We start from the raw sequence: 14,031 nt of genomic DNA on the forward strand, positions 1-14,031 counted from the left end.
GAACGGGGTGGGTGAAATGCTGTATAAACGTCATGAGTATTTCAGGCATTCATTCGGGATTCCGCCAAAAGCGACCTTTCGGATTGTCGTCGGAGAGGACATGAACGAATCGAATCCGGGAGACTGCCTTTTGCTCGATATCAGTCCTGGCGGTACGAAAATTGCAACAGATTTCAATTTACCGATCGAAAAGGGACCTGTTTTTATGCGGCTTCATTTCACCCTTTTTGAAACTCCTATCGATATAGAAGGAAAAATTGTTTGGAAGAAGCAATCGACCGGTGGTTTCCAATACGGTATCGATTTTGTTGAAAACCCTTCCATTTCAAATTTGATCATCGATGAACTGAAGCTCCGCAGGCGGTCAGAAGTCGTGCAGACCGACGGGAAGAAAAGCTGAAAATCCGCACCGTGACGATTTCGTCACATTTCGACAAGTTTTTAATTTTCCTTCTCAATGAAAGAAGGAGATTAAAATAGATATGTAGAAGTATACATTAACGGTTAATTAAAGGAGGAGTTCTTATGCTAGACTTTAACATCCGAGGGGAAAACCTTGAGGTAACTCCGGCAATTCGTGAGTACGTCGAGAAGAAAGTACAAAAACTCGAAAGGTACTTCACAGAGGGCGCGAACGCAACAGCCCACGTCAACCTGAAAGTGTATAACGACAAACAGACTAAAGTGGAAATCACTATTCCTATGAAGAACTTGACTCTCCGAGCTGAGGAGCGGCATGATGATATGTACGCTGCGATCGACTTGATTGTTGACAAACTCGAGCGCCAAATCCGGAAATATAAAACAAGAGTAAATCGCAAATTCCGTGAACGCGAAGGCGTCGCAGCCTTCTTACAATCTGTGGAGAAGGAACGGAATGGCAATGAAGAAGCGTTAAGCGATGAAAACGAGTTCCAAGTCGTCCGTACAAAACAATTCGATTTGAAGCCGATGGACCAAGAGGAAGCAATCCTGCAAATGAACATGCTCGGCCATAGCTTCTTCATCTTCACGGACGCTGAATCAGACGGCACAAATATTGTGTACAAGAGAAAAGATGGAAAATACGGATTAATTGAAACCAATTGAAAACGTTTTCAGTTAGAGACCCCCGGAGAAATCCGGGGGTTTTATAATGAAAGCCGTCACGAAGAACGGCTTTTGCGAGCACCTCTTTGCTTTAGCCGTCACGAAGAACGGCTTTTGCGAGCACAAGCGATAGCGTTGCGAGTAGGACTAGAAATACATTTATGTAACTTTTATGGCACATATCCGTCATATTTATATGCGTGCTTCTTTTAATTTATCCGTTTTTGATTAACTTCTTACTTCGATTTATTTCCGCAAGAAAACGATTTTTCTATAAATCCCTTCTAATATTGCCCGGACTATTTGCACGGTGCTTTTTACAATGTTAAAATGAAGGGTGAACTTAATGAGGATGTGACGTATATGCTTGGCGTATTGAATAAAATGTTTGATCCGAATAAACGAGACATTAAACGTCTCGAAAAGATTGCAGATAGAGTCGAAGAGAAAGCAGCAGAGATGGAACAGCTTTCCGATGAACAGCTAAAAGCGAAAACGGCGGAATTCCAAGAGCGAGTAGCAAACGGTGAATCGCTCGATGCTATTCAACCGGAAGCTTTTGCCGTCGTCCGTGAAGCTTCGCGTCGTGTACTCGGTATGTATCCGTTCCGGGTGCAAATTATGGGTGCCGCTGCGTTGCATGAAGGGAATATCGCGGAAATGAAGACCGGGGAAGGGAAGACGTTGACGTCAACGCTCTCGGTTTATTTGAATGCGCTTGACGGCAAAGGCGTTCACGTTGTGACGGTGAACGAATACCTTGCGAGCCGTGACGCCACCGAGATGGGTGAGCTATTCGAATTCCTTGGCATGACAGTCGGCTTGAACTTGAACAGCCTGTCAAAAGAAGAAAAGCGTGAAGCGTATGCAGCGGATATAACGTATACTACGAATAATGAACTAGGGTTCGATTACTTGCGCGACAATATGGTGTTGTATGACGAGCATAAGGTGCAGCGTCCGCTCCATTATGCGGTCATTGACGAAGTCGACTCCATTTTGATCGATGAGGCGCGGACACCGTTGATCATTTCCGGGCAAGCTTCGAAATCAGCGGAGCTGTACCGATTGGCGAACCGTTTCGTCATTACGTTGAAAAAGGAAGAGGATTACTCGTACGACGAGTCGACAAAAGGTGTCGTTCTAACGGAAACGGGTATTGAGAAGGCGGAGAAGGCGTTCGGCATTGAAAACCTTTTCGACTTGAAACATGTCACATTGAACCATGCCATCAACCAATCGTTGAAGGCACATGCGAGCATGCATATCGACGTCGATTACGTCGTCCAAGAGGGCGAAGTTGTCATCGTCGATTCATTCACGGGCCGTTTGATGAAAGGCCGTCGTTACAGCGATGGATTGCACCAAGCGATCGAGGCGAAGGAAGGCTTGGAAGTCCAAAATGAAACGATGACGCTTGCGACAATCACGTTCCAGAACTTCTTCCGGATGTATGACAAATTGTCCGGTATGACAGGTACTGCGAAAACGGAAGAGGAAGAGTTCCGTAATATTTACAATATGAATGTCATCGCTATTCCGACGAATCGTCCGATTGCACGGGATGACCGACCGGATCTCATTTACGCTACGATGGATGGGAAATATAAGGCGGTTGCCGAGGATATTAAAGAACGCCATCTGAAAGGGCAGCCGGTGCTCGTCGGTACGGTGGCAATCGAAACGTCTGAAATTATTTCGAATTACTTACGCAAATATGGAATTCCACATAATGTCTTGAATGCGAAAAACCATGGCCGTGAAGCTGAAATCATTTTAGAAGCAGGCCAAAAAGGCGCCGTCACGATTGCGACGAACATGGCAGGCCGTGGTACGGACATCAAGCTTGGAGAAGGCGTCAAAGAGCTTGGCGGACTTGCAGTTATCGGTACGGAGCGTCATGAATCACGCCGTATTGACAATCAGCTCCGCGGACGTTCAGGCCGTCAAGGAGACCCAGGTGTGACACAATTCTACTTGTCGCTAGAGGATGAATTGATGCGCCGGTTCGGTTCCGAGCAAATGAAAGGCATGATGACGAAGCTCGGTATGGACGATACGACACCGATTCAATCGAAAATGGTGTCGCGCTCCGTTGAATCTGCACAAAAACGTGTCGAGGGGAATAACTTCGATGCACGGAAACGTCTATTGCAATATGACGATGTGCTCCGTCAACAACGTGAAATCATCTATAAGGAACGTAATGAAGTGCTTGCGTCCGAAAATATTCGTGGTGTCCTCGAAGGCATGCTGGAATCTGTCATCGAACGCGCTGTAGCAATGCATGCGCCTGAAGAAAAAGGGGCCGAGTGGAAACTGAAAGCCCTTGAAGATTTCATTGGTGCGAACCTTCTTCCGGAAGGCCGGATCACGGTGAAGGACATGGAAGGAAAATCCGAAGAGGAAATAAAAACTTTGATTCACGATGCGGTCATTGAACGATATAATGAGAAGGAAGCCGAAATGTCCGAAGACCGGATGCGCGAATTTGAAAAGGTTGTTCTTTTACGTGCGATCGATTCAAAATGGACGGATCATATTGACGCGATGGATCAGCTGCGTCATGGTATCCATTTACGTGCATACGGCCAGACAGACCCGCTCCGCGAGTACCAAGCGGAAGGCTTTTCGATGTTCGAAGAAATGGTTGCGGCTATCGAAAACGATGCAGCGAAGTATGTAATGAAGGCTGAAATCCGTAACAACCTAGAGCGTGAGGAAGTAGCCAAAGGGCAAGCCGTCAACCCGAAAGAAGACGGCGAGAAAGTGACGAAGAAGCCAGTTCGTCGCGCAGTCAACATCGGTCGTAACGACCCATGCCCTTGCGGAAGCGGCAAAAAGTACAAAAACTGCCACGGCAAAGCGTAACTGCCTGGCATAAAGCATTACAACTAACTTCCCATCAGTAGGTGTGGTTATCCACATCTTCTGATGGAAGTTTCATTTTAAGTTCTTTTCAATTAATAAATATGCTACTAAGGATTGAAGCGAAAGGCGGCGACTCCAGCGGGAAAAGCGTCAGCAGAAGACCCCGCAACGAAGCGAAGCGGAGTGAGGAGGCTGAAGCGACGCCCGCGGAAAGCGGCCGCCTGTAGTGGAAATCCGGTATATTATTAATTACCCATTTTATTTATTTTCAGGAGGAACAACTATGATGGAATTATCCGATGTACGGAACGAGCTTGACAAAACAGCTAAGAAATTAGCGGACTTCAGGGGGTCTCTTTGACTTAGAAAACAAAGAGGCACGTATGCAAGAATTAGACGAAGTGATGCTGGAGCCAGGCTTCTGGGATAACCAGGACAGCGCGCAAAAAGTCATCTCGGAATCAAATGCATTGAAAGCGACAGTCGGCTCATTCCATGAATTGAACGACACACAGGAAAACCTAGAAATGACGCTTGAATTACTTCGTGAAGAAGCTGATGAAGAACTCCAAGAAGAATTGGTCTCCGAGTTGAAAGAGTTCAAGAAGAAGATGGAAGACTTCGACTTGCAAATGCTCTTAAGCGACGAGTTTGATAGCAGCAATGCCGTCCTAGAAATCCATTCGGGCGCAGGCGGAACAGAGTCCCAAGACTGGGCTTCCATGTTGCTCCGTATGTATCAAAGATGGGCTGAAGATCAAGGATATAAAGTGGAAACTCTCGACTACCAAGCAGGCGATGAAGCCGGCGTGAAGTCCGTGACACTTTCCATCAAAGGCCATAATGCATATGGGTATTTAAAAGCGGAAAAAGGCGTTCACCGTCTCGTCCGCATTTCGCCATTCGACTCATCCGGCCGTCGCCATACGTCATTCTCTTCTGTTGAAGTGATGCCTGAATTTGACGGCGATATCGATATTGAAATCCGGACAGAAGACTTGAAAATCGATACGTACCGTTCAAGTGGTGCGGGCGGGCAGCACGTCAACACGACGGATTCCGCCGTACGGATTACGCATATTCCGACAGGTGCTATCGTGACATGTCAAACAGAGCGTTCACAGATTAAAAACCGTGAGCGCGCGATGAACCTTTTGAAAGCGAAACTTTACCAAATTAAAGTTGAAGAAGAAGAAGCACGTTTGGCTGAAATCCGAGGCGAGCAAAAAGAGATCGGCTGGGGCAGCCAAATCCGTTCTTACGTATTCCACCCATACTCCATGGTGAAAGATCACCGGACGAACGAGGAAACTGGAAACGTCGGCGCAGTCATGGACGGCGAAATCGATATGTTCATCAATGCTTATCTACGTTCGAAAATTTCATAAGACTTATCCTAAAAAAGTGCACTTCGGTGCGCTTTTTTCATTAGCTTCATTTTATCGATTAATTCCAGGCGGATATCGTTCAAATTCACAGGTTTATCGGTCATTCTAATCGACTTATCGATCAGTTCCGGATACATATCGATCATTTTCACAAAGATATCGTCATTTTGGGACTAATGAACTATCCACTCCGCTACTCGCAGCAAGGGTTTGAAATCCCCGTTAACGTGTATAGTAAAACGTAAAGGTATAATAATGAAGTCACTTCAAGGCAGGTGAAAATCTTTCCAATTTGTCACGAATTTGATAAAAATGGGCACCTACCCTCGCAGTGTACGCTCCCAAACCTTTGGTATACTAACGTTGTAGCAACTATTTACGACAGGAGGAAACAACATGAAAAACAAGCTGGTAACAGTACTGTTTGGTGCAGCGCTTGTACTTGGCGCATGCGGAGGAAACGATGGCAATGAGTCCGGAGAGTCGGCCGCAGTCGATCCAGACAAGGTTTTCCAAAATAGCTGTGCAAGCTGTCATGGCGGTAATCTCGAAGGTCGCGGCAACGCTCCTGGATTGGCAGACGTCGGCTCACGACTATCTGAAGACGAAATCCACGATATTATTCAAAACGGACAAAATGGTATGCCACCTGGATTAATCAAAGGCGAAGAATTGGAAGCCGTCACAAAATGGCTAGCTGAAAAGAAATAATAAATCATGGATAACGCAATAGGTGATCATCGCCTATTGCGTTTTTTATCGAATAAAAAAATGGAAAATCTTAACCATACTATTGCAGGGATATTACATAGAACTGTTTGTGAAAGACCAAAACATTGATTTAAATCATATAAAAATATTATATTTTCATAGTGAAAAAGGGAAGCTTGCGGTTTTCGTGACGTTTTGACAACGTACAGATATAGGGTTGTTGAATTGTGTCGTCTCAAATGAAACATATCTGTAATACTTAGCAAGCCATAGCATGCTATAATATGAATGTCTTGAGAAAAAATAAGTAACACAATACGATTCAGGTGGTTTTTACATGATTGTAATGAAAGATGTATATAAGAAATATCCGAACGGGGTTGTTGCCGCGAATGGCATTAACGTCGAAATTAGTCGGGGCGAGTTTGTTTATGTCGTTGGGCCTAGCGGAGCGGGAAAGTCGACGTTCATTAAAATGATGTACCGGGAGGAAACTCCGACAAAAGGCGACATATTAATTAACGGCATAAATCTTGGAACATTACGGAATAGTAGAGTCCCTCATTTGAGAAGGCAGATCGGTGTCGTCTTCCAAGACTTTAAACTACTTCCTAAATTGAATGTTTACGAGAATGTCGCGTTTGCGTTAGAAGTCATTGAAGAGTCGCCGAAGCAAATCCGTAAAAAAGTGAATGATGTACTGGCACTTGTCGGATTGACACAGAAGGCGAGAATGTTTCCGAACGAGTTATCGGGCGGTGAACAGCAACGGGTGTCCATTGCCCGTTCCATCGTCAATGTCCCGAAAGTCGTCATCGCGGACGAGCCTACAGGGAACTTGGATCCGGACACATCTTGGGAAATTATGAAGATCTTCGAACAGATCAATGCGCGTGGCACGACAATCGTCATGGCGACGCATAATAAGGAAATTGTGAATACGATCAAACATCGGGTTATCGTCGTCGAGGGCGGGATGATCACGAGAGATGAATACGAAGGGGAATACGATTATGAAAGCTAGGACGTTCGGGCGGCATCTAAGAGAAAGCCTAAAAAGCCTCGGTCGGAACAGCTGGATGACGTTCGCCTCTGTCAGTGCAGTAACCGTCACTCTTTTGCTCGTCGGGGTGTTTATCGTCATTATGATGAACTTGAACCAATTGGCGGACAATCTTGAAAATGACGTAGAAATCAAAGTCATCATGGAACCGGCGGCAGATGAAGATGCAGTGAAAACATTAGTGATGCAAGTCCGGGAAACCCCCGGGGTAAGGGAAGTCGTTCATGCGACGAAGGATGAAGAACTCGATAAAATGATCAAGTCCTTCGGGGATGAATTGAATCTCTATAAACAGAGCAATCCGCTAGGAGACGCTCTCTACGTAAAAGCGGCCGACCCTCACCAGACAGCTACGATCGCTAAAAAAATTGATACGTATGACAATACATATCAAGTCGTCTATGGCGAAGGGAAAGTCGAAAAATTATTCAATGTGCTCAATATGAGCAGGAACATTGGAATGGTGCTCATTCTGGCCCTTTTATTCACCGCGATGTTCTTAATTTCAAATACGATCCGTCTCACAATTGTTGCGAGAAGACGAGAGATTGAGATTATGAAACTTGTAGGTGCTACGAATAGCTTCGTACGGATACCTTTCGTGTTGGAAGGGGTTTGGCTTGGCGTCCTCGGTGCAATCATTCCGATGATTGTCATTTCCGTTTCGTACAACGAGCTTTATTCACAATGGCAACCAAGATTGCAGAACGAACTATTCCAATTATTGAATACAACGCCATTCATCCTCCAAGTAAATGGGCTTCTTATATTCATGGGCGTATTTATTGGAGTATGGGGCAGTTTCATGTCTGTCCGTAAATTTCTTAGAGTCTGATAGGCTCTCACGGAAAAGTGGGGTTGCTGTAGTCCTATATTCGAATCAACCTACAGCAAAAGCTTAAAGGGGGAAATAAGAAGTTGAACAAGAAAAGATGGATCATGGCAAGTCTCGTCATGGTGTTCCTGATGTCGTCCGTTGTTGGCGATTCGGAGGCTTTGGCGAGCACATTGAATGATTTGAAGAAAGAACAAAAGCAAAACCAAGATAAAAAAGCAAATCTGAAATCAAGCATTAACAATAAAGATAAGGCAATCAAGGAAACTGAAAATGAAATTCAGAAGTTTTTAAACCAAATTAGTAAGTTGAACAAAGAAATTGAAGAGACGAACGCAAACATGAACCGCGTCATCGATCGAATCAACAAAACGAATGAAGAGATCGAAGCGTTAAAGGAATCGATCGCGGATCTTGAAACGAAAATCGCTGAGCGTGATGTCATCCTTCGAGAACGCGTACGGGCGATGCAAGTGAAAGGCAGCAATGTAAGCTACGTAGACGTATTGCTTGGAGCGAACAGCTTCGCAGATTTCATCGACCGTTTTTCCGCAGTCACAACGCTTATGGATGCGGACCGTGATATTATGAGGAAACAGCAGGAAGACATCGAGCAGCTGGAAACAGAGAAAGCGCTCGTCGAAAAGAAATTAAAAGAATTAGAGGAAAGTAAAGCATATCTCGAAAAATTGAGAGAAAATCTTCAGTCGAAGAAAAAAGAGAAACGTAAAGTAATCGACCAATTGGAAGCAGAACAAGAAAGGCTATCAAAAGAGAAAAAGCAATTGGAAGAAGACTTCCATGAAGCAATCGAAGTTGACGCAAAGCTAGAGAAACAAATTATCGCTGAACAGAAACGTATTGCAGAAATTGCACGAAAAGAAGCTGAACGTAAACGGAAAGCGAGAGAGGCAGCTAGAAAAGCTAAACCAAACTCCTTACCACATGTTTCAAATGGCTTCTGGACAACACCTGCCCAAGGACGATACTCATCTTCATTCGGTTGGCGGATCCATCCGATCTATAATACGAAACGTCAACACCGAGGAGCAGATATTGCTGCGCCGACTGGAACACCGGTCGTAGCTGCAGGTGATGGAGTCGTTTCGTATGCAGGCAGAATGGGCGGATTTGGTAACGTCATAATGATTACCCATTCAGTAGACGGCCAGATTTTCACAACCGTGTATGCCCATTTATCGAAAATTAGCGTCAGCTCGGGACAAGTCGTCGATAAAGGCGGGTATATTGGAGCTGTCGGAAATACTGGCGCATCCACAGGCCCTCACTTGCATTTCGAACTACACGTCGGGAACTGGACAGCGTCCGGTCCAAGTGCTGTGAACCCATTACGATATGTACCATTTTAATTGAAAACTGCATCGTCATTGTTAGCTGCAAATCTAACAATGGCGGTGCAGTTTATTTTTTTGGAGAAACTTCACAAAATCTTACCATTTTTCAGCGATGCTAGAAGCAATATACTCGCAACGTTCGTTACTTTCCTTTAGCATTTAACTGTATACGAATCAAAAGGGGATACCTCTCGGATGACTGTCAACAAATTATTTTATATTGGCAATGTAACAGTGCCGTCCACTTGGATTGCTCTCATTATTGCATTCATTTTTTCATATATTGCTATCCGGTTGAAATTTGGCAAACAGCATGCTAATCGGTTCGGGGACGCGGTTTTTTATCTCATAGTTATATGGAAACTGTCTGTCATCATTACGGACTTCAAAATAGGCATTGATTTGCCGCTTGCGATTATTTATTTCAACGGAGGCATCTTTGGGTTTATTGGCGGATTGATTTTCGTAGCATGTTGGACATGGCATAGTTGGATGAAGGACCGAATTGATAAAGACGGACTCGTTGCCCTATTTATGGGTGCCGTTTCCTCTCAAGCTGTTTTTCAAGTGATGATGGTATTCTTAAAGGAAGGAAGCATGATTGCGCGTGCCGGAACGGCTATCCTATTTATTGGACTTCTGGTTTTTATTTGGAAAGACGTCCACGTAAGTGGAAACCATATCGTTCCGCTTTCCTTGCTATTCATGGCGGTCCATGTTTTTGTTGCGGTCATACAGCCGAAAGGTCTTTGGAACCCACAGCTGCTTGTAACGATATTGATCGGCTTGTTTTTCACGATGCTTTTTTCGAAGGTACGTACATTTGAACAAATCAACGGGGGTAATCATGTTGAATAAAAAAGTAATCGGCTACGTCATCGCAATATTGCTTATCGGGTCGATGATTGCGATTATGGTGAAGCAAAATATAGAAAAGGCAGATCCGATCGACACGGCAAGCGCTTTGATTGTATCCAAAGGATCTGATGAGGCAACAGGTGAAATTGGACTAGGACTCGGTGATACACCACCCGATTTCGAATTGACAACATTGGATGGAGAACCACTTACACTATCCGAATTGAAAGGAAAAAAAGTTGTACTGAATTTCTGGGCAACGTGGTGTCCTCCGTGCAGGGCTGAAATGCCGCATATGCAAAACTACTACAAAAACTCCGCCGAAAAGGAAAATGTGGAGATCGTTGCAATCAATATGACCGACAGTGAAGCAAGGGGAGTGAAAGTCGTCCAGGAGTTCATCGATTCGTATGAATTGACGTTCCCGATTCCGTTGGACGAAAAAGGGGTTGTCGGCGAAGCGTTTCAAGTGTTCCAATTACCGACGACCTACATGTTGAACACGGATGGCACGATTGGACAAATCGTAAAAGGACCAATGGATGAGGCGACGATGGAAAGCCTTATCCAAGACTTAGACTAATAATGCCGGTTTTCTGTTGTCGTAACATACTGATTTCGTTCATATAGTGGACGGAGGAGGGATGTTATCGATGCGCAGAAGCCGGTTTTTAGTTTTTGCGATCTTGACGGTAATCGCGGCAGGCATATTCGTAATTTTGGACGGTTGCTCCGCGGAAGGGAAAAGGACTGATTCAACATTGAAAGGGGCGTTTCCCGTCATTGAGGAAGCGTACAGCATTATTCAGGAGAAAGCGGTGTACCCGGTCCAAGGGGACAGGCTAATCGAAGGGGCGCTGCGTGGTATGGCGGATGTCATTGGGGATCCGTATTCAACGTATTTGTCGGAGGAAGAAGCAGCGTCGCATCGGGAGTCGCTTGCAGGTGAAAAAGTCGGGATCGGTGCGGAAATTACGAGATCCGGTGGCAGGTATATTATCGTTGCGCCAATTAAAGGGTCTCCTGCGGAAAAGGCGGGGTTGAAGCCGTATGACGAAATCGTCCGCATTAACGGGGAGGGGCTCGGGGGCTTGACGTTGCAGGACGTCGTCAGAAAGATCCGGGGCAAGGAAGGAACTGCAGTGGAAATGACGATTTACAGGCCTGATTTGAATAAGCACCTCGAGTTGAAAGTGATACGTGAAGTCATTCCTGTGAAAACGGTGACTGCTGAATTGATGGAGGAAAGGGGCAAGAAATTCGGTTACATAGCGTTGACGATGTTCGGGGATGAGACGGCAGACGAATGGAAAAAGGCGACTGATGCAATGATCAAAGGCGGTGCCGAAGCTCTAGTGATTGATGTACGGGGGAATCCGGGCGGCTATTTGCGAGCCGTCGGCGAAGTAGCTGGGAGTTTATTGCCAAATGATTCAATTTTTGCCTATATGCAAAACGCGAAAGGTCAAATGACGCCACTCGTCGTCGCACCTTCCGAGAAATTCAAGTTCGACGAAAAGCTGAAAACGATGCCGATCATCGTGTTGCAGGATAAAGGGAGCGCATCGGCGAGCGAAGTGTTGAGCGGAGCATTGAAAGATTTGAAACGGGGATTCATCATAGGACAGGTGAGCTTCGGCAAAGGGACCGTCCAAGATACGATTGATCTTTCGAACGGCGGGGAAATGAAACTGTCCACCCATAAATGGTTAACTCCGAAAGAGACGTGGATTCACGGTAAAGGCGTCGCTGTCGACTTGGCGTCGGAGCAAGATCGGCTTTTCACCGAGCATATCCGCTTTTCGACGAACGTCTATGCCGTCGGTGATTACCATGAAGACATCGCATACGGACAACGCGTTTTGGCAGGCCTCGGCTATTCACTCGAACGGGTTGACGGCTACTTTGACGAATCGACGGCAGTCGCTGTCCATGAATTCCGCGTCAATGCAAAAGTATCCCCTGAAAGCATTATGGACCGCAAATTCTTCGCCGCCATCCGCGAACGGGTCGAAGAGTATCGCAAAGACAAAGCACACGACATCCAACTACAAGTCGCCATCGGCTACGTCCATTATGTGTTGACGCAATAAATTACTAACCAGCCTCCCTGTACATGCAGGGAGTTTTTTAATGTGATAGCGATAGATTTTTTTTAGTGGTCTCACACGTGAGACGTTTCTTTTGATACAATAGAGAATAATCATGTTTTCGGGGATGGGATGGTGACGGTTGATGAGTGAACAAGTACTGATGGATCTGTTACAAGCTATTGCACTATTTTTCCTGAATCCAGTTTGGTTGATTGCCATAGTTGCGGCAATCGGGCTAGGGTATTTCCGGGTGAAACGAGAACGGCGCAGTTTCCTTGTGCGACTTCACCCCGGCTTGACGGAGATGAAAAAGCTGCTAGCCGAATCGTGGTTGCCGGCGTTGATCGTATCCGTCTTAGTATCCGGAATTGGCTTGACTGTTGATGTCGGTTGGATTGCGCTATTATGTGCAATCGCTATAGTATCGATGGTCTCGTTCTATTATCAAGCCGCTTCACCGATCTATTTTGCCGCAATTGCATTTTTCGGATTGTATGCACTCCAGCAATGGGGTCCGGCATTTACGATACAAGGGTGGTCGCCAGGCGATGTTGACTTGTTTGGGGATATGGCGTTGACGGTTCCTGTCATCGCTGGACTTTTCCTAATTGCTGAAGGGTTCCTCATTTACCGATATAGTGGAGCTTATGCATCGCCTTTCTTGACGAAGACGAACCGGGGATTACGGGCTGCAGCGTATAAATCGAAACGGCTCTGGCTATTGCCGATCGTATTTCTCGTTCCAGGCGATTTACTTTCATCGTTTGCGCCATATTGGCCACAATTTACGCTCGGGGCCACTGCTTTTAGCTTTATTCCGGTGCCCCTCGTCATCGGTTTCTCTCAAATTGCACGGGCAAGTTTTCCGGATGTCCTATTTCCGAAAATTGGACAAGCGGTCATCTTCCTCGGTGCAGTTGTCACTTTCGTCGGGGCATTCGCATGGTGGATGCCAATCCTCGGTTGGGCGGCTTTGCTCATTGGGGTTGTCTGCAGGGCAGTGCTTTCGATTGTTGTAGCTGTCAGAGAGCGAAAGGGCGGGTTTGCTGCGGCGCCGCAATCGACGGGCGTCATCATTGCGGGGATCTTGCCGGAGTCACCGGGTGAAAAACTCGGTTTGATTCCCGGAGAATGCATCAAGATGGTGAATGGCATCCGCGTATCGAATGAAAAGGAATTGTACGATGCCATTCAAGTGAACGCCGCGCATTGCCGTCTTCAAGTTATTGGCCGGGACGGGGAAGTACGGCTTATGCAGCAAGTGCTCTACCGTCATGATCATCACCGGTTAGGACTGCTTGTCGTCCGTTAATCGGATTTGGCAAAAGTGGTCGAAAGGTTAGGTGAATAATGGATATAGCTGCGTTGGAAACGAAGTTGATGCTCGCATTATTTCTTCCCGGATTGCTCGTCGTGTTTTTCACACGTGTTACATTCCATCATATCGTTGGACTTACCTTGACGATCGCCCTCATCGCAGCGTCCGTGTATGCGGGCTATACCCATAACTGGATTCTATATGTCGCGGATGCCCTTTCGTTAACGGTCGGCTTCTGGTATGCGACGCGGATGGTGAAGAAGGCGAAGAGGCAAGGAAGCAATGTGGATGAATGAATAGGAAGGCCGCTCCAGTAATGGGGCGGCCTTTTTTATATTTGCGGGGGGGGGGGGGGCGGCAAGTTTGCGCAGCCGGGATACACAGTGACGCGATTCACAAAAAATAAATTAAAAAAATAGGCTATATATAGCGTTTACACCGATTGTGCCG

General features: G+C 46.0%; 15 protein-coding genes. 14 read left to right on the forward strand and 1 reads right to left on the reverse strand.

The window, feature by feature from the left end; all coding sequences use genetic code 11:
• Nucleotides 1–16: 16 nt before the first annotated feature.
• The 5 genes from MHZ92_RS09645 to prfB all read left to right on the forward strand — a co-directional run bounded on the left by MHZ92_RS09645 (nt 17) and on the right by prfB (nt 5,348).
• Nucleotides 17–400 carry a PilZ domain-containing protein gene (locus tag MHZ92_RS09645; protein ID WP_239431473.1) on the forward strand — a complete coding sequence of 128 codons (384 nt, stop codon included), beginning with the start codon at nt 17–19 and terminating at the stop codon, nt 398–400.
• 125 nt (nt 401–525) lie between these two features.
• Nucleotides 526–1,089, forward strand: coding sequence for a ribosome hibernation-promoting factor, HPF/YfiA family (gene hpf, locus MHZ92_RS09650; RefSeq protein WP_239431474.1), 564 nt, complete (start codon nt 526–528; stop codon nt 1,087–1,089).
• A 363-nt stretch (nt 1,090–1,452) separates the two neighbouring features.
• Complete coding sequence (secA, locus tag MHZ92_RS09655) at nt 1,453–3,960, forward strand: preprotein translocase subunit SecA (protein ID WP_239431493.1); 2,508 nt, start codon at nt 1,453–1,455, stop codon at nt 3,958–3,960.
• 101 nt (nt 3,961–4,061) lie between these two features.
• A complete protein-coding gene (locus tag MHZ92_RS21385) occupies nt 4,062–4,187 on the forward strand; it encodes a hypothetical protein (protein ID WP_255723458.1) in 126 nt (41 codons plus the stop codon).
• Between the two features lie 59 nt (nt 4,188–4,246).
• A protein-coding gene (gene prfB / locus MHZ92_RS09660) for a peptide chain release factor 2 (RefSeq protein WP_239431494.1) occupies nt 4,247–5,348 on the forward strand; the annotation gives its coding sequence in 2 pieces (ribosomal slippage) (nt 4,247–4,318 and nt 4,320–5,348; 1,101 coding nt in all).
• Nucleotides 5,349–5,356: 8 nt separating this feature from the next.
• Here prfB and MHZ92_RS09665 read toward each other — a convergent pair.
• Entirely contained in the window at nt 5,357–5,500 is a 144-nt protein-coding gene (locus MHZ92_RS09665) for a hypothetical protein (protein WP_239431475.1), read from the reverse strand.
• Between the two features lie 244 nt (nt 5,501–5,744).
• Here MHZ92_RS09665 and cccB point away from each other — a divergent pair, with 244 nt between their 5' ends.
• The 9 genes from cccB (at nt 5,745) to MHZ92_RS09710 (ending at nt 13,877) form a co-directional block, all read left to right on the forward strand.
• Nucleotides 5,745–6,059, forward strand: a complete 315-nt coding sequence (cccB, locus tag MHZ92_RS09670) for a cytochrome c551 (protein WP_239431476.1) — start codon at nt 5,745–5,747, stop codon at nt 6,057–6,059.
• Between the two features lie 337 nt (nt 6,060–6,396).
• Nucleotides 6,397–7,083, forward strand: coding sequence for a cell division ATP-binding protein FtsE (ftsE, locus tag MHZ92_RS09675; protein WP_239431477.1), 687 nt, complete (start codon nt 6,397–6,399; stop codon nt 7,081–7,083).
• Complete coding sequence (gene ftsX, locus MHZ92_RS09680; protein ID WP_239431478.1) at nt 7,073–7,957, forward strand: permease-like cell division protein FtsX; 885 nt, start codon at nt 7,073–7,075, stop codon at nt 7,955–7,957. Before ftsE ends, ftsX begins: the two co-directional genes overlap by 11 nt.
• Before the next feature lie 83 nt (nt 7,958–8,040).
• On the forward strand, nt 8,041–9,327 hold the full coding sequence (locus MHZ92_RS09685; RefSeq protein WP_239431479.1) for a murein hydrolase activator EnvC family protein: 1,287 nt from the start codon (nt 8,041–8,043) through the stop codon (nt 9,325–9,327).
• 180 nt (nt 9,328–9,507) lie between these two features.
• Nucleotides 9,508–10,170, forward strand: coding sequence for a hypothetical protein (locus MHZ92_RS09690; RefSeq protein WP_239431480.1), 663 nt, complete (start codon nt 9,508–9,510; stop codon nt 10,168–10,170).
• Nucleotides 10,160–10,753, forward strand: a complete 594-nt coding sequence (locus MHZ92_RS09695; protein ID WP_239431481.1) for a peroxiredoxin family protein — start codon at nt 10,160–10,162, stop codon at nt 10,751–10,753. Before MHZ92_RS09690 ends, MHZ92_RS09695 begins: the two co-directional genes overlap by 11 nt.
• Before the next feature lie 70 nt (nt 10,754–10,823).
• On the forward strand, nt 10,824–12,263 hold the full coding sequence (locus MHZ92_RS09700; protein WP_239431482.1) for a S41 family peptidase: 1,440 nt from the start codon (nt 10,824–10,826) through the stop codon (nt 12,261–12,263).
• 142 nt (nt 12,264–12,405) lie between these two features.
• Entirely contained in the window at nt 12,406–13,575 is a 1,170-nt protein-coding gene (locus MHZ92_RS09705) for a PDZ domain-containing protein (protein WP_239431483.1), read from the forward strand.
• Nucleotides 13,576–13,613: 38 nt separating this feature from the next.
• Nucleotides 13,614–13,877 carry a CsbA family protein gene (locus MHZ92_RS09710; RefSeq protein WP_255723459.1) on the forward strand — a complete coding sequence of 88 codons (264 nt, stop codon included), beginning with the start codon at nt 13,614–13,616 and terminating at the stop codon, nt 13,875–13,877.
• The last annotated feature ends 154 nt before the right edge of the window (nt 13,878–14,031 follow it).

The sequence above is a fragment of the Sporosarcina sp. ACRSL genome, from assembly GCF_022346605.1.
Lineage (GTDB): Bacteria > Bacillota > Bacilli > Bacillales_A > Planococcaceae > Sporosarcina.